Origin of the sequence: Nonomuraea sp. NPDC049684, assembly GCF_044465345.1 — a bacterium.
GTDB lineage: Bacteria > Actinomycetota > Actinomycetes > Streptosporangiales > Streptosporangiaceae > Nonomuraea.
This window is the reverse complement of record NZ_JBITLO010000002.1, coordinates 242,075-260,121: the sequence shown is the minus strand read 5'-3', so window position 1 is coordinate 260,121 and position 18,047 is coordinate 242,075. Positions and strand designations below refer to the sequence as shown.

Genomic DNA, 18,047 nt, shown 5'->3' with positions numbered 1-18,047 from the left:
ATGGGGCTGACTGCATGGAGACAGATGTGCGAGCCTTGGCCAGGGCCCAGGAGTGGTACGGCCCGCATTCCAGTACGGCCGCGGAATGGCCGGTGGATGCCTTAATCGCAGCCAAGGGCAACACAACGGTGAGCGTCGTCCTGCCGGCGCGCGACGAGGAGCGCACGGTCGGGGACATCGTCACCGTGATCAGACGTGAACTGGTGGAGCAGGCGCCACTCGTCGACGAGATCCTCGTCGTCGACTCCAACTCCACCGACGCCACGGCCGAACGGGCACGCGCGGCGGGCGCGCGCGTCGTGGCGCAGAACGAGGTGCTGCCGCACCTGCCGCGCCTGTCGGGCAAGGGGGAGGCGCTGTGGAAGGGGCTGGCCGCCTCCCATGGCGACATCGTCGCGTTCGTCGACTCGGACCTGCTCAACTTCGGCGCGCACTTCGTGTCGGGGCTGGTCGGTCCGCTGCTGGCGGACCCGGGCACCCATTTCGTCAAGGCGACGTACGAACGGCCCTTCACGGGCGAGGACGGCGTGCCGCGGCGAGGCGCGGGCGGCCGGGTCACCGAACTGGTGGCCAGGCCCCTGCTCAACCTGTTCTGGCCGGAGCTGGCGGGCTTTCGCCAACCCCTCGGCGGCGAGTACGCCGCCCGGCGCGACGTGCTGGAACAGGTCCCCTTCGTCACCGAGTACGGCGTGGAGTTCGGACTCCTCGTCGATCTCCTCAACCTGGTGGGACTGGACGCGATGGCCCAGGTCGACCTGGGCTCCCGCGCGCACGGCCACCAGTCCGTGCACGCGCTCGGCCGGATGGCCGGGCAGATCATGCTCACCGCGTGGTCCCGGCTGGAACGCCAGGGCCGCGTGATGTCCCCGGCACCCCCGGCCCACATGCTGCTGCAGTTCGGCCTCGACGGGCGGGCCGGCCTGGTGGACGTGGGAGTGGCGGAACGGCCGCCGCTCGCCTCGCTCATGCTGGAGGAGGACGTCGCGTGAAGGTGCTGATCAACGCGGGACCGTGGCTGGCGGTCCCGCCGCCCGGCTACGGCGGCATCGAGAACGTGGTCGCCACCCTGATCCCCGCGCTGCGCGAACGCGGCGTCGAGGTCGTGCTGGCCTCCGTGGCGTCGAGCACGCTGGAGGCCGACGAGCTGATCGCAGTCTACGACGAGGGCCAGTTCGCCGAGCTGCAGAAGCCGTACAACCAGGTCATGGGGATCGCGCACGCGCACCAGGCGCGGGTGGCGGCCGAGCTGCGCGCCCGCGACGACATCGACCTCGTGCACGACCACGTGGAGGTGGTCGGGCCGGCGGTGCTGGCCGCGCTGGGCGGGCCGCCGGTCCTCCACACCCTCCACTGGGACCTGCGCAAACATCCGGCGTTCTACGGCGCCTTCCCGAGCTCGATCGCGGTCAACGGGGTGTCGGACTCGCAGCTCGCCCGCGCTCCGGAGGCCCTGCGCGCCGCCTCGCTGGGGGCCGTCCACCTGGCCACGCCGCTGGCCGGCCAGGACGTCCGCGCCGAACGCGGTGAGCATCTGGTGATCATGGGCCGGATCTGCGGGCTCAAGGGCCAGCACGTGGCCGCCCGGATCTGCCAGAAGCTCGGCCTGCCGCTGGTCGTGGCCGGTCCGGTCTGCGGCCGGGACAGCCAGGCCGAGCTGGACGTCGTCCTGCAGGACCCCTACCACCCGCTGCACAGCCACCCCGACGTGCGCTACCACCTGGACCAGGTGTCCCGCTACCTCGACGGCGACCTGGTCAGGTGGATCGGCGCGGTCGGCGGCCAGGAGAGGGACGAGCTGTATGCCTCGGCCCGCGCCGCGCTCTTCCCCATCCAGTGGGACGAGCCCGGCGGCACGGCCGTCGTCGAGGCCCTGGCGCTCGGGGTGCCGCCGGTGGGCCTGCGCCGCGGCTGCCTGCCCGAGATCATCGACCACGGCCGCACCGGCTTCCTCGCCGACACCGAGGAGGAGCTGGCCGAGTACGTCCAGCGGGTGGACGAGATCGATCCCGAGGAGTGCCGCCGCGAGGCCCGGCGCCGCTTCTCGCCCGGCGTGATGGCCGACCGCTACCTGGACCTGTACGACCGGGTGCTGCGCGCGGACTGATAGACATGTCGGGTGATTCGCCTCCTTCTGGCCGAGGACCAGGCCGTGATCAGGCACGCGCTCGCGACCCTGCTCGGCCTGGAGGCCGACTTCGAGATCGTGGCCGCGGTCGAGTCAGGTGACGCGGCCGTGGCCGCCGCCGCCGCGCACCGGCCCGACGTGGCCGTGCTGGACATCGACATGCCCGGCACCCTCGACGGGCTGGCCGCCGCGGCGGAGATCCGGGCCAGGGTGCCCGGGTGCCGCACGCTCATGCTCACCGCCTACGGCAAGCCCGGCCATCTCAAGCGGGCCCTGACCGCCCAGGTGGACGGCTTCCTGCTGAAGACGGCGCCGCCGGAGGACCTGGTCGCGGCGATCAGGGAGGTCACCCGCGGCGGCCGGGTGCTCGACCCGTCGCTCGCGGTCACCGCCTGGGACCTGGCCGACAACCCGCTCACGCCGCGCGAGGCCGACGTGCTGCGGCTGGTGGCGGGCGGCGCCGAGGCACCCGACATCGCCCGGCGGCTGCACCTGACCGCCGGGACCGTGCGCAACTACCTGACGGCCATCGTGGCCAAGCTAAACGCGCGCAACCGCACCGACGCCGTGCGCATCGCCACCGAGGCCGGCTGGATCTAGCGGGGCCCGTGCGTCGAGCCGGAACCAGCCGTCGGCGGCGGAGGTCGTGAGCCGGCCGCCCAGCGTGACCAGGCGGGTGGTGAGGTTGCCCAGCCCCGACGAGCCGCGACGGGGGGCCGCCGTCCCCGCGCCGTCGTTGCGGACGAGCAGCCCGACCTCGCCCCCGGCCGCCGAGGTGGAGATCACGCAGGCGCGCGCGGCGCTGTGGCGCAGGACGTTCGTCACGGCCTCCCGCAGCACGGTGCTGAGCACGGTCTCGACCTCGGCCGGCAGCTCGGGGTGCGCGAGCCGCAGGGTGACCTCGACCCCGGCCGCCGCCAGCACCTTCCCGGCCGACTCGGCCTCGGCGGCGAAGGACAGCTCGCGCTGCTCGCCGGTGACCGAGCGCAGGTCGTGCCGGGCGTGCTCGGCCATGGCGACGACGTTCTCCAGCTCCCGGACGGGGTCGGGCAGGCGGCGGGCCAGCTCGCAGGTGAGCAGGATGGCGGCCAGGCTGTGGCCGAGCAGGTCGTGCAGGTCGCGGGCGGCCCGCAGGCGCTCCTCGACGACGGCCGAACGGGCCAGGCTCTCCCTGGCCGCGTGCAGCTCCTTGGCGCGCTGGGCCAGGCGCAGCAGGCTGTAGACCACCAGGCCGGTGGTGAGCGTGCTCACCGTGATGTTGACGCGGCCGGGCAGGTCGTACAGGGAGGCGACGGTCCAGACCGCGGCCAGGATCGCGGCCGTCAGCGGCCAGGCCGTCCGGGGGCGGAAGGCGAGCAGCACCGGACCGGCGAGGAAGCCCGCCGTCCCCAGCCAGATCGGCCCGAACACAGGGATCGGGGCGAAGGTGAGCGCCGCCATCACCCCCAGCGCCACCATGTGGCGGCCGGCGACCGAGCGCAGCTGCATGACGACGATCACGGCCAGCGCCGCGACCGCCGGGGCCAGCAGCCCGGCCGGGATCTGCAGCAGCGCCTTGACGCTGAACCCGACCAGCACGGCGGCCAGCAGGACCACCGAGACGTCGGGCGGCTCGCGCCGGGCCGCCGCGGGCGGGCGGGTGGCGGGCAGCGCGGCCTCCACCGTGTACCGGCCCCGGCCGGACAGGCCGCGGGTGAGCGTGCCGCCCGCCGCCGCCACCTGGCGCGCGAGCCCCGCCGGGCCGGCGAGCCCGCCGGTGTCGTCGTCCTCGGCCGTGCGGCGGCCGTCGTCGGCCACGCGCAGGTGCACCTGGGCGCGTTCCGGCTCCTCCCAGGTCTCGATCGCGCACACCGTGGCGGTGCCGCGGCGGGCGACGTCCGTGACCGCCTCGCGCAGCACCGAGGCGAGCAGCGCGCCGGCCGGGCCCAGCGGCTCGGTGTGGGCGGCGCGCACCTCGACGCCGACGCCGGCCGCCTCCAGCAGGGCGCGGGCGGTGGTCAGCTCGGGGGCCAGGGACATCGCGCGGTAGCTCGCCGCCGCGGCGCGCGCGTCCGCCAGCGACAGCCGCGCCGTCGCGACCACCTCGCCGAGCGTCCCGGCCGCCTCCCGCGGGGCGGCCAGCGCCCTTCGCGCGCCCGCTCCGATCGCGGCCAGGCCGCGCCCGAGGCCGTCGCTCAGCTCCGCGGCGATGCGCAGCCGTTCCTCGGCCACCGCCGCCGCGGCCAGCGCGGGACGGGTGGCCTCCATCTCGGCCACCCGCTCGACCAGCCGGATCAGGCCGAACACCACCAGCGACACCAGCACCGTGGTGATCGCGAGGTCCGTCGTGGAGACCGCGTCCCCGGAGTGGCGCCAGTGGTGGATGACGACGCCGCTGAAGCCCACCGCGGGCGCCAGCGCCCACCAGCGCGTCACCAGCAGCGACCCGGCGAGGAAGCCCAGAATCGCGACGGACGCGCCCTGCCCCAGCGTCACCGCGTAGACCAGCACCCCCTGGACGGCGAGCAGCCACCCCTTCCTGGCCCGCAGCGTGAAGGCGCACTGCGCGGCCAGCACCGGCAGCGCCCCCCAGGCGCCGGCCACCACGTAGACGCCGGCCAGCGAGGCCAGCACCACGACGACGATCAATCGGGCGACACGCACGCCCAGAAGCTTAGGAGAACCCCCGCGGCAGCACGGTGACCGGGCAGGACGACGACCGCAGCACCTTCATCGCCAGCTCGCCCAGGAACACCCGGTGGGGCTGGGCGTCCTCGCCGGCGGCGCAGACCAGCAGCTCGCCGGGCAGCCACTCGACGTCCTTGAGGGCGGCCTGCACGTCGTGGCCCTCGGCCACCTCCGACTCGGCCTCGATGCCGGTGCTCTCCCAGGCCAGCCGTACGGCCAGGGCGAGGTCGTCGCGCAGCTTGCCCTGGTTCTCGGTGCGCAGGTCGAGGGTGATCAGCCGGAGCGGCACGTCGAGCCGCAGCGCCGCCTGGGCCACCCGCTCGACCGCCGCGTCGCACTGCGGCCGGTGGACGTAGGCCAGCGTGAGCCGGGCGGGCTCGTCGGGCGGCACGTAGCCCGAGGGCGCCAGCATCACCGCCTCCGGCGACAGGTGCAGCAGGTGGTCGGCGGTGCTGCCGACGGCGATGCGGCCGTACTGGCCGCCGCTCGCCGAGCCGACCACGATCAGGTCGGCCCTGATCCTGCTGGCCAGCACCGACAGCCCGCGCCCGGTGCCCCGGCTCTCGAACGCCATGTACTCGGCCGGGACGACGCCCAGCTCCTCGCCCGCGTGCGCCAGGTTGGCCTGCGCCTCGACGGCCAGTCCCGGGCTGCCCGGGGGATAGATCGACGCCACCGTGAGCTCGCCCCCGGTCAGCCGGGTGATGGCGGCCCCGAGCGCGAGGGCGTCCCGCCCACCGGGGTCGTTGCTGTAGCCGACGATCACGTGCTCTCCGATCACGTTTGCCCTCTTACCCGCTCTGAACTGGGAATACGCGGTCTCTGTCGATGCGTTTGAAACGATTGGAGGCGTAAAAACAGTGAAGATCACCCTTGACACCCGTTTCAACGGGTCCCTTGGCCCGGTCACCCTTCGTGAAGCGGTTCAGCAGCTCAAGGCGCACGACCTGACGTGCACCGTCCCCGCCGGAGTCGTCGAGCAGAAGGTCACCGTCTTCTCCGACTGCGTGGAGCGCGGCTTCACCCCGCTGCGCAGCGAGATCATGGCCGCGTACTACGTGGCCGAGCGGGACGCCGGCGCCGAGGCGTTCGAGCGCGGGCTCATCACCGAAGGCGAGCTGGAGCAGAGACGCGCCCTCCTCGTGCGCCAGTATCTTGGGTAAGGACCGGAATCGCCCTTTCGGTCGAAGCATTTGACGATCAAAGTTCATAAGGTCGTGTCCACTACCCGTTCACGGATTGGACACCTGTGTACCGCGACATCGTCGACTTCGCCCTGACCACGCCCGGGTGGCTGCACGCCCTCGCCGAGTTCGGCACGGACGCCGGCCTGTTCATCTTCGCGGCGCTGTTCCTCGTGTGCTGGTGGCGGGCGCGCCAGGCCCCCGCCCGCGACCTCGCGCTCGCCATCGCCGGGCCGGCCGGGGTGGTGGGCGCGTACATCGTGAGCGAGGGCGTGAAGCTGCTGGTCCGGGAGGACCGGCCGTGCCGCGGCGGCATCGCCACGATCGCGGCCTGCCCGCCCTCCACGGACTGGTCCTTCCCCAGCAACCACACCGTGATCGCCGCCGGGGCGGCGGGCACGCTCATCCTGGTCTGGCGCGCCCTGGCCTGGGTGGTGCTGCCGCTGGCCGCCCTGATGGGCTTCTCCCGGGTGTTCGTCGGCGTGCACTACCCGCACGACGTGGCCGGCGGCTTCCTGCTCGGCCTGGTGCTCGCGCCGCTGTTCGCGCTGCTGCTGGTCGGCGCGGTCACCCCCGCGGTCAGGCTCGCGCGAAGCCGTCTGTCGCCGCGATGAGCCGGTCGACGATGCCGGGCTCGGTCGCCGCGTGCCCGGCGTCGTGCACCACCTGGAAGTCGGCCTCGGGCCAGGCCTTGTGCAGGTCCCAGGCGGTGGCCATGGGCGTGCAGGCGTCGTAGCGGCCCTGGATGATCACGGCCGGGATGTGCCGGATGCGGTCGACGTCCCTGATGAGCTGCTCGGGCTCGAACCAGCCGCCGTGGTGGAAGTAGTGGTTCTCGATCCTGGCGAACGACACCGCCATCTTGTCCTCGCCGAACTCCGCCACCAGGCTCGGGTCGGGCAGCAGGGTGATCGTGGCGCCCTCCCACTGCGACCACGCCTTGGCCGCCGCGAGCCGGACGGCGTCGTCGTCGCCTTCGAGGCGGGCGCGGTAGGCGGCCATGAGGTCGCCGCGCTCCTCGGCGGGGATCGGCGCCAGGTACGACTCCCACAGGTCGGGGAACAGGTAGCTCGCGCCCTCCTGGTAGAACCAGCGCAGCTCGTGCGGGCGCAGCGTGAAGATGCCGCGCAGCACCAGCTCGGTCGTACGGTCGGGGTGCGTCTGGGCGTAGGCCAGCGACAGCGCGCTGCCCCACGACCCGCCGAACACCTGCCACCGCTCGATGCCCAGGTGCTCGCGCAGCCGTTCCATGTCGGCCACCAGGTTCCAGGTGGTGTTGGCGGCCAGCGACGTGCCCGGCGTGCTGGCGTGCGGCAGGCTGCGCCCGCAGTTGCGCTGGTCGAACAGGACGATGCGGTACAGCTCGGGGTTCCACTGCCGCCGGTGGTTGGCGCTGCACCCGGCGCCCGGCCCGCCGTGCAGCATGACGGCCGGCTTTCCGTCGGGGTTGCCGCAGACCTCCCAGTAGATCTGGTTGCCGTCACCCACGTCGAGCAGGCCGGACTCGTAGGGTTCGATGGGCGGGTACAGAGTTCTCATGTCTCGCGATCCTGCCATGGAGCAGGAGCTCGCCGTATTGTGCCGGTCTGAGCCTAGAGTGACCGTATGGACCTGGTGACGATCGACGACATCCGCGCGGCGGCCGGGCGGATCGACGGAATCGCGGTGCGCACGCCGCTCCTGAGGATGGGCGAGGCGTGGCTGAAGCCCGAGAGCCTCCAGCCCGTCGGCTCTTTCAAGATCCGCGGCGCCTACAACGCGCTGGCGGCGCTGCGTCCCGACGGCGTCGTCACGCACTCCTCCGGCAACCACGGCCAGGCGCTGGCGTTCGCGGCGGCCGAGTTCGGCGTGCCGTGCGTGGTAGTCGTGCCCGAGGGCACCCCGGCGGTCAAGGCGGCGGCGATCGAGGGATGGGGCGCCGAGCTGGTGATCGTGCCGCCCGACCAGCGCGAGGTGACGGCCGAGCGGCTGGCCGGCGAGCGCGGCCTGACGCTGGTGCCGCCCTACGACCACCGCGCGATCATCGCCGGCCAGGGCACGATCGGGCTGGAGATCGTCGAGGACCTGCCGGACGTCGAGGCGGTGCTCGTGCCGGTCAGCGGCGGCGGGCTGGCCGCCGGCGTGGCGGCGGCGGTCAAGGCGCTGCGGCCCGACGTCCGCGTGTACGGCGTGGAGCCCGAGCTGGCCGCCGACGCCGCCGAGAGCCTGGCGGCCGGGCACGTGGTCGCCTGGGAGTCCACCCGCACGTTCCGGACCATCGCCGACGGGCTGCGCGTGAACCAGGTGTCCGAGCTGACCTTCGCCCACCTGCGCGAACACCTCGAAGGCATCGTCACCGTCTCGGAGGACGAGCTGCGGGCCGCCATGCGGCACATCGCGCGCACGGCCCGGCTGGTGGCCGAGCCCAGCGGCGCGGCGACCACGGCCGCCCTGCTGTCGGGCCGCGTCCCCGCCGGGCGCACGGTGGCCGTGCTGTCCGGGGGGAACGTCGATCCTGAGCTGTTCGCCCAGGTCTACGCCTGAGACCAGGTGTGGCGGGTGAGGAACCCGCGCTCGCCGGTGGCGTACTCGTGGAAGGCCAGCCGCACCTCGGCCAGCTCGGGCACCACCGCGCGGACCATCTCGCCCTCCTTGTACTCCAGCTCGTAGCCGGGGGAGACCTGGAGGAAGTGCCGGCCGAAGTTCACCAGGGCGACGAACGGGTTCTGCGGCGACAGGGTGGCCAGGACGTCGTCGACCAGCCCGAGGTCGGGGTCGTGCACGACCATCCCGTCGCCGGTGTGGAGCTGCATGCCCTCGTACACGCCGAGCGGGGCCACATTGTGCACCAGGTCGCGCTGGGGGTCGTAGCAGACCAGGCCGTGCGCGCGGGCGGTGGTGAACACCTGGGCCGAGCTCTCGTCCATCGTGTCCAGGTCCATCGTCACCAGGACGTGCCCGGGGTACAGGGTGACCTGCCCGGGCAGCTCCTTGGCGACGTCGGGCACGTCCCCCTCGACGGGGTCGCTCCGCTTCACCGCCAGATACGTGGCCCGGGCCTGATCCCTGCTGATCGGCACGGGCTCGTTCCAGACCATCAACTCAACGCTCATCGGTCCATCTTGCCGAACGACCACCGTGCCGGCGCGCCACTGGGTCAAGAGTCCGTGATGTACGGTTCAGCGCGGTTTCTCGGACTGGGGCACCAGCTCCACCGTGCAATGGGCGCACCTGCTGGCCTCGGCCGGGATGTCGGACAGGCACTCGGGGCACTCCTTGGTCGTGGCGGCCTTGTCGCGGTCGAGCAGGTGGATCAGCCGCGTCATCGGGGCCACGACCAGCCAGTAGACGACCGCCGCGATGACCAGGAAGGTCAGCAGGTGGTTGAGGAAGTCGCCGTACTTGAACTGGCTGCCGTTGATCGTGAAGGAGTATTCGGCGAAGTTCGGCTGCCGGCCGCCGGTCACCGCGCCGATGAGCGGGGTGATGAGATCGGTGACCAGTGCCTGGACGAGCCCGCTGAAGGTCGCCCCGACGATGACGGCGACGGCCAGCTCGACGATGTTGCCTCGGAGTAAGAACTTCTTGAAACCGCCCATGGAGTCGGCATATTGCCGGGGGCCGCGGCCTGAAACCCCGATGGCCCCCGACAGAGCCCGATGGAGAACGTCGTGGCCGGTCAGACCTGGGGCGCGAGCCGTTCGAGATCGAAGTGGCCGTGCCGCACGCCGTCGAGGAACGCGGCCCACTCGTCGGTGGTGAACGACAGGACGGCACCGCTGGCGTCCTGACTTCCCCGCACCCAGACCCGGTCGGCGAGCATGGTGACCTCGACGCAGTCGCCATTGTTGCACCGTTGCCAGCGTGCCTGGTCAAGGGCAGGTGGGCGTTTCATCCATTACCTCCTGAAGGCGGCTGTAGAGGTATTGAGCCGAAGGTGATTTTACCTTGACAGCCGAGGATGACCAGGCGACAAAAGGGGCGGTGCACCCGCCGGCACCGGACAAAACAAAAGGCGGGCGTCCGTGAGGACGACCGCCGGAAAAAGCGCCGCGCGCTCAGTCGGCCTGACGTATTCCGCGCAGGAACGCGTCCCATTCCCGGGCGCTGAAAGTCAGGACAGGGCCGGCCGGGTTCTTGTTGTCCCGCACGCCGATCTCGCCGGGGGACAGCAACGCGACCTCGACGCATTCTCCGTTGTTGCAGCGCGACGCGGCCCGCCAACGCGGAGCCGCCTGGACGTCAGGGTGGTGGGACGTCATTGTCTCCCCCTCGTGCATCGACAATGGGCGCGGCGGCGGTCGGACCTCGCCGGGCGCGCTGGAAGGTGTGTGCTCGGACACCGGCGATCTCACGTGGAGAGCGAAAGCGTCCCAATGGATGAACAGTAGCACCTGGCACTTGCCACGGAAGCGAGGTCCCGATGTGTCGGAGGCATCGTGCCAGGTGGCCGGAGAAAAAGAGATGATCTCGTGACGGAGTGCTAAGCGAAGTTTGCGGCCATCTCGGTAATTCGCCGCTTCGATTCTTGGATGCCCAGCGCCTCGGCCCGCAGATGGTCGATGATCTCGCGAAACCGCCGGACCACCTTATCGGCCTCCAGGTAGAAAAGGCCCATTTGATGTTCCACGAAAATGGTGTCGGCGATGCCGGAGTCATGGTCGAACTCCATGAGCCGGAAGGTGCTGTCGAAACCCACGTGCGCGCCCGCCGTGAACGGGATGACCTGGACGGTCACGTGCGGCAGCTCGCTCAGCTCGATGAGCCGGTCGAGCTGCTCGCGCATGGCCTGCCGGCTGCCCACGTGCCGGTAGAGCACCGACTCGTCCAGCAGGACCCAGTAGCGCAGGGTGTCGTGCCGGTGCAGCCACTCCTGGCGTTTCATCCGCACTTTGACCCGGTCTTCCAGCACGTCGGGCGCGATGCGGGGCAGCCAGCCGCGGATCACGGCGCGGGCGTAGTCCTCGGTCTGGAGCAGGCCGGGGACGGTGGTGATCTCGTACTCGGTGATGGCGCTGGCCTCCGCCTCCAGGCCGAGCATCTGGCGCAGCTCGCGGTTGTCGTAGAACTGCCACCACTCCTTCTGCCTGGCGTCCTTGGCCAGCGTCATGAGCTGGGCGGACTCGGCGGCGGAGACGTCGTACAGGCGGCACAGGTCGCGCACGTCGCGCAGGCTGACGCCGCGCTGGGCGGTCTCGATCCGGCTGATCTTGGCCGGGGAGCACAGGAGGGCCTGGGCGACCTCGGCGATGCTGAGGTTCTGCTCGTTGCGCAGCTCGCGTAAGCGCATCGCCAGTTGCCGCTGCCGGAGCGTCGGGTTGGGGATGGTCATCGCCGTGCACTCCCTTGCCGCGCGGTGGCCGGTCGCCCCGGAGCGTACCCCCGGGTTCGGTTTCGAAGGCATGTGCGGTAGGTAATCGTCACCGGCACGTTCCTATGGCAAGTGCCAATTCGGGGTGGGTTTCCGGCGTCGGCGGGTAAAAGTCAGCCAAGCCGTAAGAGAGGGGGATGCCCTGGGCTGATTTGATCAAACCACCCGAGAGCGAAATGCCGCGTTCATTCCCTGACGTGATGGCTCACCAGAGGCCGTCCGTCACATAAGGCTGGGCCGACGGGGGCTCGTCGGACCGGCCGCGATCGTTCGCTCCTGCCAGAGCGAAGATCGACCGTCCTGATCGCGGGGGATCGGGGACGCAGCGTCGCGTCGCCCGATCGCGGGTGCGGATCCGGTGCGCGGGGGCCGCGCACCGGATCCGTGAACCTCGCCGCACCCCCCACCAGGCCGAACACGTGAGCCGCCTGCGACACCGCGCCGTCGGAGGCGGCTCACTCGATTTTTCGGAGTATTCCGGACGGACGCGTGGGAAGGAACAGGGTGGCCTTGTCCGGCGGAGCGGGGGAACAGAACATGGGGAGAGACCGCAAGGGAGCCTCGATGATCGAGATCTGGCCTGGAGACCCCTATCCCCTAGGGGCGACCTACGACGGCGCGGGCACGAACTTCTCGCTCTACACCGAGGTGGCCCAGGCGGTGGAGCTGTGCCTGTTCGACGAGGACAACGTCGAGTCGCGGGTGCCGCTCACGGAGGTCGACGGGTTCATCTGGCACGGTTACCTGCCCGGCATCGGCCCCGGCCAGCGTTACGGCTACCGGGTGCACGGGCCGTACGAGCCGGCGCGCGGGCTGCGCTGCAACCCCAACAAGCTGCTGCTCGACCCGTACGCGATGGCGATCGAGGGCGGCGTCGACTGGCACGAGGCCGTCTACGGCTACCGGTTCGGCCAGCCGGACACGCGCAACGACGCCGACTCGTCCCCGTACGTGCCGCGGTCCATCGTGATCAACCCGTTCTTCGGGTGGGGGCACGACCGGCCGCCGGCGACGCCGTACCACGACACGGTGATCTACGAGGCCCACGTGCGCGGGCTGACGATAAGCCATCCCAAGATCCCCAAGCACCTGCGCGGCACGTACGCGGCGCTCGGCCACCCCGAGATCCTCGACCACCTCACCAAGCTCGGCGTGACGGCGCTGGAGCTGATGCCGGTGCACCAGTTCGTCACCGACCACATCCTGGAGCAGCGCGGCCTGTCCAACTACTGGGGCTACAACTCCATCGGCTTCTTCGCCCCGCACAACCGCTACTCCAGCACCGGGCAGCGCGGCGGGCAGGTGCTGGAGTTCAAGGCGATGGTGCGCAGCCTGCACGAGGCGGGCATCGAGGTCATCCTCGACGTCGTCTACAACCACACCGCCGAGGGCAACCACCTGGGGCCGACGCTGGGGTTCAGGGGCATCGACAACAGCAACTACTACCGCCTGGTCGAGAACGACAAGCGCTACTACGTCGACACCACCGGCACGGGCAACAGCCTGCTCATGCGCTCGCCGCACGTCCTGCAGATGATCATGGACTCGCTCCGCTACTGGGTCATCGAGATGCACGTCGACGGGTTCCGCTTCGACCTCGCCTCCACCCTCGCCCGCGAGCTGCACGAGGTCGACCGGCTGAGCGCGTTCTTCGACCTGGTACAGCAGGACCCGGTGTTGTCGCAGGTCAAGCTCATCGCCGAGCCCTGGGACGTCGGCCCCGGCGGCTACCAGGTCGGCAACTTCCCCTCCCGCTGGACCGAGTGGAACGGCCGCTACCGCGACACGATCCGCGACCTGTGGCGCGGGCAGGCCGCCACGCTGCCCGAGTTCGGCTCCCGCTTCACCGGTTCGAGCGACCTGTACAAGGACGACAGCCGCCGCCCGGCCGCCTCCATCAACTTCGTGACCTGCCACGACGGCTTCACCCTGCAGGATCTCGTCGCGTACAACGACAAGCACAACGAGGCGAACAAAGAGGGCAACCGCGACGGCACCGACGACAACCGGTCGTGGAACTGTGGCGAGGAGGGCCCGGCGAGCCTGGCCATCGAGTCGCTGCGCGAGCAGCAGAAGCGCAACTTCCTCACCACGTTGTTCCTGTCGCAGGGCGTGCCGATGCTCTCGCACGGCGACGAGCTGGGCCGCTCGCAGAAGGGCAACAACAACGGCTACTGCCAGGACAACGAGCTGACCTGGGTCGACTGGTCCGACATCCGGGAGAACTGGCTGCTGCTGGAGTTCACCCAGGAGCTCGCGGCGCTGCGGAAGAAGCATCCGGTCTTCCGGCGCAGGAGGTTCTTCTACGGCAAGCCGGTGCGCGGGCTGAGCGACATCGCCTGGCTCACCCCGTCCGGGGAGGAGATGACCGACAGCGACTGGAACGTCGGCTACGCCAAGTCGCTGGCCGTCTTCCTCAACGGCGACGCCATCACCGAGCCCGACCGGCGCGGCCGCCCGATCCGGGACGACTCCTTCCTGCTGCTGTTCAACGCCCACCACGACACGATCAAGTTCACGATCCCCCAGGACTACGGCGAGATGTGGCACACCGAGATCGACACCGCGATGCCCATCAGGCTCGACGTGCGGATGGTGCGCGCCGGCGAGGCGATCGAGGTCCCCGGACGCAGCGTGCGGGTGCTGCGCCGTGTCTAGGCCGACCTCGACGTACCGGGTGCAGCTCACCCCCGACTTCGGTTTCGCCCAGGTCGCCGAGATCGCCGGCTACCTGCGCGACCTCGGCGTCAGCCACGTCTACCTGTCGCCGGTGCTCCAGGCCACGCCCGGGTCGCGGCACGGCTACGACGTCGTCGACCACTCCAGGATCAGGGAGGAGTTCGGCGGGGCCACCGGCTTCCGCGAGATGGCCCAGGAACTGGCCGCGCACGACCTGGGCATCGTCATCGACATCGTGCCCAACCACATGAACACGATGAACGCCCAGTTCTGGTCGGTGCTCAAGGACGGGCCAGCCTCGCCGTACGCGAACTGGTTCGACATCGAGTGGGTGGAGGGGAAGGTGGCCCTGCCGGTGCTCGGCGACGACACCGAGCCCGTGGTCGACGGCGACGTCCTGCGCTACCACGAGCACGCCTTCCCCCACCCGGGCCACTACCGGCTGGTCGACTGGCGCGAGGGCCCCGGCTACCGGCGCTTCTTCGACGTGTCGTCGCTGATCGGGCTGCGCGTGGAGGACCCGGCGGTGCTGTTCGCCACGCACGAGGTGATCTTCTGGCTGCTCGACGAGGGCCTGGTCGACGGGTTGCGCATCGACCATCCCGACGGCCTGGCCGACCCCCGCGGCTACCTCGACCGGCTGCGCGAGCGGACCGGCGGCCCCTGGACGGTCGTGGAGAAGATCCTCATCGGCCCCGAGCGGCTGCAGCCCGACTGGGCCTGCGACGGCACGACCGGCTACGAGGTGCTCAACCGGGTCAACGGCCTGTTCGTCGACCCTTCGGGCAAGGAGCCGCTGGTCCGGCTGTTCAGCGAGCTGACCGGACAGCCCGACGACTACCGTCCGGTGATGACGCAGGCCAAGCGCGAGGTGCTCGACCTGTTCTTCGGGGCGGAGATCGACCGGCTGGCCAGGGTCACCGGCTGCGCGCCCGCCGCGGTGTCGGAGCTGCTGGCCGCGATGCCGCTCTACCGCGCCTACCTGGTGCCGGGGGAGGAGCCGCCGCCCGAGTCGGTGGAGATCGTCGAGCTGGCCGCCGCGGAGTGCTCGCCCGCCGTGCGGCCGCTCGTCCAGGAGGTCCTGTACGGCTCGCCGGAGGCGATCGTGCGCTTCCAGCAGACGTGCGGGCCGGTCATGGCCAAGGGCGTGGAGGACACCGCGCTGTACCGGTGGTTCCCGCTGTCGTGCCTCAACGAGGTGGGCGGCGAGCCGGACGTGTTCGGCGTCTCGGTCGAGGAGTTCCATGACTTCTGCGGGGAGATGTCCCCGTACACGATGACGACCCTGTCCACGCACGACACCAAGCGGTCGGAGGACGTGCGGGCCCGGTTGTCGGTGTTGTCGGAGATGCCGCGGGAGTGGGCGTCCGTGGTGTCCGAGTGGTCGCGGGAGCTCTCCTTCGACCCCCACCTCGACTACCTGGCCTGGCAGAACCTCATGGCCGCCTGGCCGATCTCCGCGGAACGCTTCACCGACTACCTGCTCAAGGCGGCTCGCGAGGCCAAGACCGCGATCTCGTGGGTGCGTCCGGACGCCGGCTACGAGCGGCGGCTGCGGGAGTTCGCGCAGGCCGCCGTGCGGCTGCCGGTGGAGGAGTTCACCGAGCGCATCGAGCCGTTCGCGATGTCGAACTCGCTCGGGGCCAAGCTGGTGCAGCTCATGATGCCCGGAGTGCCCGACGTGTACCAGGGCAACGAGACCACCGACTTCTCGCTGGTCGATCCGGACAACCGGCGGCCCGTGACGTACCCGCGCAAGCCCGAGACCTCCTGGGACGCCGCCAAGCTCCTGGTCACCACGCAGGCGTTGCGGCTGCGCAGGCGGCTCGGGGGCGCGGCGCCGTACCTGCCGCTGCGGGCGGAGGGGGAGGCCGCCGAGCACGCGATCGCCTTCGCCAGGGGCGAAGGCCCGCAGGCGGTGGCGGTCGCCACCAGGCTGCCGGTACGCCTCGCGCGCCGCTCCGCGGTCGCCGGCCACTCGGTGTGGGGCGAGACCACCTTGACGCTGCCCGGCGGATCCTGGCGCGACCTGCTCACCGGCGAGCCGCACTCGGGGACGGTTCCGCTGGCCCGGCTGCTCGATCAGTACCCCGTCTCACTGCTGGAGCGACATGATCTTTGAGGTCTGGGCACCGAAGGCCACGGCTGTCGAGGTCGACGTTCTGGACGGACGCCGGCCGATGTCCCAGGGGGAGAGAGGCTGGTGGTGGGCCGAGGTCGCCGAGGCCGGCCACGGCACCAGGTACGCCTTCGTCCTCGACGGCGGCGGGCCCTACCCCGACCCGCGCTCCCGGCGGCAGCCGGAGGGGGTGTTCGGGCCGAGCGCGGTCTACGAGCACGACCGCTTCACCTGGTCCGACCACGACTGGAAGGGCCGCGACCTGCGCGGTTCGGTGATCTACGAGCTGCACGTCGGGACGTTCACCGGCGAGGGCACGTTCGCCGCGGCGATCGAGCGGCTGGAGCACCTGGTCGAGCTCTGCGTGGACTTCGTGGAGATCATGCCGGTCGCCCCCGTCCCCGGCGGGCGCAACTGGGGGTACGACGGCGTCGACCTCTACGCGGTCAACGAGACGTACGGCGGGCCCGACGGGCTGAAGTCGTTCGTGGACGCCTGCCACCGGGCCGGGATCGGCGTCATCCTGGACGTGGTCTACAACCACCTGGGGCCGTCGGGCAACTTCCTCCACCCCTTTGGTCCGTATTTTTCCGGCTTTGCTGGTAGCTATTGGGGCGAAGCGGTCAACCTGGACGGGCCGGGGTCCGACGAGGTCCGCCGGTACTTCGTCGGCAACGCCGTCCAGTGGCTGCGCGACTACCACATCGACGGGCTGCGGCTGGACGCCGTCCACGCCCTGCACGACAAGCGCGCCCGACACCTGCTGGCCGAGCTGTCGGAGGAGGTCGACGCGCTGGCCTGCTCGCTCGGCCGGCCGCTGTCGCTGATCGCCGAGTCCGACCTCAACGACCCGCGCATGGTGCGCCCGCTGGAGGCCGGCGGCCTGGGGATGACCGCGCAGTGGAACGACGACGTCCACCACGCCCTGCACACCGCCGTGAGCGGCGAGAGCCACGGCTACTACGCGGACTTCGCCGACCCGTCGGCGCTGGCCAAGGTGCTGACCCAGGGCGTGCTGCACGACGGCGGCCACTCCAGCTTCCGCGACCGGGCGCACGGGCAGCCCTTCACCGGCGTGCCCGGACACCGGCTGGTCGCCTGCCTGCAGAACCACGACCAGATCGGCAACCGGCCCGGCGGCGACCGGCTGCCCGTGTCCGCGCTCAGGCTGGGCGCCGGGCTGCTGCTGACCTCGCCGTTCACGCCGATGTTGTTCATGGGGGAGGAGTGGGGGGCCGGCACGCCGTTCCTGTTCTTCTCCGACCACGTGGAGCCCGAGCTGCGGGAGAGCGAGGGGACGCGGCGCGAGCGCGAGTTCGACGGCTTCGGGTACGCCTGGGACGCGCCGAACCCGTCCGACGAGGAGGCGTTCCTGCGTTCCAAGCTGCACTGGAGCGAGCTGAAGGAGGAGGAGAACTGGTCCCTGCTGTGCTGGTACCGGGACCTCATCGCGCTGCGCAAGGCGCTGCCGGAGCTGTCGGATCCGCGGCTGGACCGGGTCCGGGTGGAGGCGGATCCGGCGGGCAGGTGGCTGGTCATGTGGCGCGGGACGGTGTGCGTCAGCGTCAACTTCTCGCCGGAGACGCTGACGTTGCCGCCGGCGGGCGCCACCCTCCTCCTGGCCTCGGACGACCCGGTCGCCACGGGCCCTGACGGCCTCCGCCTCCCCGGCCAAACCCTGGCCATCACCCGCACCACCCCCTGACCCCCGGCCCCGGCCTCGGCCCGGCCATCGCCCCCGGCCCGCCTCGGCTGGACGGCTTCCGCCTCCTGGGCCCTCGTCCACCCCTGACCGGGCGGCCTCCGCCTTCCCGTTGGTTGTCCACAGGGTGGGGGCCGGGCGGCGGGTTCGTCCCCAGAACCGGGTTCGGCCGCACCGCCGCCGGCCGGGTTCCGGATCCTGGGTGCCTCACCACGTTTTCG

Annotated in this window: 17 protein-coding genes; 9 read left to right on the top strand and 8 right to left on the bottom strand. The window is 71.2% G+C overall.

The features are described 5' to 3' along the window. The first annotated feature begins 14 nt into the window (after positions 1-14). Genes ACIBST_RS06970 through ACIBST_RS06960 form a run of 3 tightly spaced genes read left to right on the top strand, consistent with a single transcriptional unit; the run spans position 15 to position 2,725 of the window. Positions 15-989 (top strand): glucosyl-3-phosphoglycerate synthase, encoded by a 975-nt coding sequence (locus ACIBST_RS06970; protein WP_397169756.1) that lies wholly within the window; start codon positions 15-17, stop codon positions 987-989. Continuing rightward, complete coding sequence (locus ACIBST_RS06965; RefSeq protein WP_397169754.1) at positions 986-2,104, top strand: glycosyltransferase; 1,119 nt, start codon at positions 986-988, stop codon at positions 2,102-2,104. The genes ACIBST_RS06970 and ACIBST_RS06965 overlap by 4 nt, the downstream gene beginning before the upstream one ends. 12 nt (positions 2,105-2,116) lie before the next feature. Beyond that, positions 2,117-2,725 carry a DNA-binding response regulator gene (locus ACIBST_RS06960; protein WP_397169752.1) on the top strand — a complete coding sequence of 203 codons (609 nt, stop codon included), beginning with the start codon at positions 2,117-2,119 and terminating at the stop codon, positions 2,723-2,725. Here the strand turns inward: ACIBST_RS06960 and ACIBST_RS06955 are convergent. Both ACIBST_RS06955 and ACIBST_RS06950 read right to left on the bottom strand, forming a co-directional pair. Continuing rightward, positions 2,666-4,768, bottom strand: a complete 2,103-nt coding sequence (locus ACIBST_RS06955; protein WP_397169751.1) for a histidine kinase — start codon at positions 4,766-4,768, stop codon at positions 2,666-2,668. The genes ACIBST_RS06960 and ACIBST_RS06955 overlap by 60 nt on opposite strands. A 10-nt stretch (positions 4,769-4,778) precedes the next feature. Next, positions 4,779-5,573, bottom strand: a complete 795-nt coding sequence (locus tag ACIBST_RS06950; RefSeq protein ID WP_352349903.1) for a universal stress protein — start codon at positions 5,571-5,573, stop codon at positions 4,779-4,781. Positions 5,574-5,652: 79 nt separating this feature from the next. Here ACIBST_RS06950 and ACIBST_RS06945 point away from each other — a divergent pair, with 79 nt between their 5' ends. Then, on the top strand, positions 5,653-5,955 hold the full coding sequence (locus ACIBST_RS06945) for a hypothetical protein (protein ID WP_397169749.1): 303 nt from the start codon (positions 5,653-5,655) through the stop codon (positions 5,953-5,955). A gap of 86 nt (positions 5,956-6,041) precedes the next feature. Further along, positions 6,042-6,590 (top strand): phosphatase PAP2 family protein, encoded by a 549-nt coding sequence (locus ACIBST_RS06940; protein WP_358283356.1) that lies wholly within the window; start codon positions 6,042-6,044, stop codon positions 6,588-6,590. Here ACIBST_RS06940 and pip read toward each other — a convergent pair. Then, a complete protein-coding gene (pip, locus tag ACIBST_RS06935) occupies positions 6,556-7,515 on the bottom strand; it encodes a prolyl aminopeptidase (RefSeq protein ID WP_397169748.1) in 960 nt (319 codons plus the stop codon). The genes ACIBST_RS06940 and pip overlap by 35 nt on opposite strands. A gap of 66 nt (positions 7,516-7,581) precedes the next feature. On the opposite strand from pip, the gene ACIBST_RS06930 reads away from it, so the two are divergent. Further along, positions 7,582-8,499 carry a threonine/serine dehydratase gene (locus ACIBST_RS06930; protein WP_397169746.1) on the top strand — a complete coding sequence of 306 codons (918 nt, stop codon included), beginning with the start codon at positions 7,582-7,584 and terminating at the stop codon, positions 8,497-8,499. Here ACIBST_RS06930 and ACIBST_RS06925 read toward each other — a convergent pair. From ACIBST_RS06925 to ACIBST_RS06905, 5 genes are all read right to left on the bottom strand, one after another. Next, the gene (locus tag ACIBST_RS06925) at positions 8,490-9,068 is read right to left on the bottom strand and encodes a hypothetical protein (protein ID WP_397169744.1); all 579 of its coding nucleotides are present in this window, start codon (positions 9,066-9,068) and stop codon (positions 8,490-8,492) included. The genes ACIBST_RS06930 and ACIBST_RS06925 overlap by 10 nt on opposite strands. Before the next feature lie 66 nt (positions 9,069-9,134). Continuing rightward, positions 9,135-9,554: a large conductance mechanosensitive channel protein MscL gene (gene mscL / locus ACIBST_RS06920; protein WP_358283364.1), complete on the bottom strand. Its 420-nt coding sequence runs from the start codon at positions 9,552-9,554 to the stop codon at positions 9,135-9,137. Between the two features lie 80 nt (positions 9,555-9,634). Next, positions 9,635-9,850: a DUF397 domain-containing protein gene (locus ACIBST_RS06915; RefSeq protein WP_397169742.1), complete on the bottom strand. Its 216-nt coding sequence runs from the start codon at positions 9,848-9,850 to the stop codon at positions 9,635-9,637. A 163-nt stretch (positions 9,851-10,013) separates the two neighbouring features. Further along, positions 10,014-10,217 (bottom strand): DUF397 domain-containing protein, encoded by a 204-nt coding sequence (locus ACIBST_RS06910; protein ID WP_397169740.1) that lies wholly within the window; start codon positions 10,215-10,217, stop codon positions 10,014-10,016. 221 nt (positions 10,218-10,438) lie between these two features. Next, positions 10,439-11,287 (bottom strand): helix-turn-helix domain-containing protein, encoded by an 849-nt coding sequence (locus ACIBST_RS06905; RefSeq protein WP_397169738.1) that lies wholly within the window; start codon positions 11,285-11,287, stop codon positions 10,439-10,441. 603 nt (positions 11,288-11,890) lie between these two features. On the opposite strand from ACIBST_RS06905, the gene glgX reads away from it, so the two are divergent. From glgX to treZ, 3 genes are read left to right on the top strand one after another with little or no spacing between them, the layout of a single operon-like run. Then, on the top strand, positions 11,891-13,984 hold the full coding sequence (gene glgX / locus ACIBST_RS06900; RefSeq protein ID WP_397169737.1) for a glycogen debranching protein GlgX: 2,094 nt from the start codon (positions 11,891-11,893) through the stop codon (positions 13,982-13,984). Continuing rightward, positions 13,977-16,127 (top strand): malto-oligosyltrehalose synthase, encoded by a 2,151-nt coding sequence (treY, locus tag ACIBST_RS06895; RefSeq protein ID WP_397169735.1) that lies wholly within the window; start codon positions 13,977-13,979, stop codon positions 16,125-16,127. Before glgX ends, treY begins: the two co-directional genes overlap by 8 nt. Beyond that, the gene (treZ, locus tag ACIBST_RS06890) at positions 16,117-17,829 is read left to right on the top strand and encodes a malto-oligosyltrehalose trehalohydrolase (protein WP_397169733.1); all 1,713 of its coding nucleotides are present in this window, start codon (positions 16,117-16,119) and stop codon (positions 17,827-17,829) included. Before treY ends, treZ begins: the two co-directional genes overlap by 11 nt. Positions 17,830-18,047 lie beyond the last annotated feature (218 nt).

Bases quoted from the DNA above. Each gene is read 5' to 3' on its own strand.
- ACIBST_RS06970 (WP_397169756.1), top strand. From the start codon at position 15: ATGGAGACAGATGTGCGAGCCTTGGCCAGGGCCCAGGAGTGGTACGGC.
- pip (WP_397169748.1), bottom strand. From the start codon at position 7,515: ATGAGAACTCTGTACCCGCCCATCGAACCCTACGAGTCCGGCCTGCTC.
- ACIBST_RS06930 (WP_397169746.1), top strand. From the start codon at position 7,582: ATGGACCTGGTGACGATCGACGACATCCGCGCGGCGGCCGGGCGGATC.
- ACIBST_RS06925 (WP_397169744.1), bottom strand. From the start codon at position 9,068: ATGAGCGTTGAGTTGATGGTCTGGAACGAGCCCGTGCCGATCAGCAGG.
- mscL (WP_358283364.1), bottom strand. From the start codon at position 9,554: ATGGGCGGTTTCAAGAAGTTCTTACTCCGAGGCAACATCGTCGAGCTG.
- ACIBST_RS06915 (WP_397169742.1), bottom strand. From the start codon at position 9,850: ATGAAACGCCCACCTGCCCTTGACCAGGCACGCTGGCAACGGTGCAAC.
- ACIBST_RS06910 (WP_397169740.1), bottom strand. From the start codon at position 10,217: ATGACGTCCCACCACCCTGACGTCCAGGCGGCTCCGCGTTGGCGGGCC.
- ACIBST_RS06905 (WP_397169738.1), bottom strand. From the start codon at position 11,287: ATGACCATCCCCAACCCGACGCTCCGGCAGCGGCAACTGGCGATGCGC.
- glgX (WP_397169737.1), top strand. From the start codon at position 11,891: ATGATCGAGATCTGGCCTGGAGACCCCTATCCCCTAGGGGCGACCTAC.
- treZ (WP_397169733.1), top strand. From the start codon at position 16,117: ATGATCTTTGAGGTCTGGGCACCGAAGGCCACGGCTGTCGAGGTCGAC.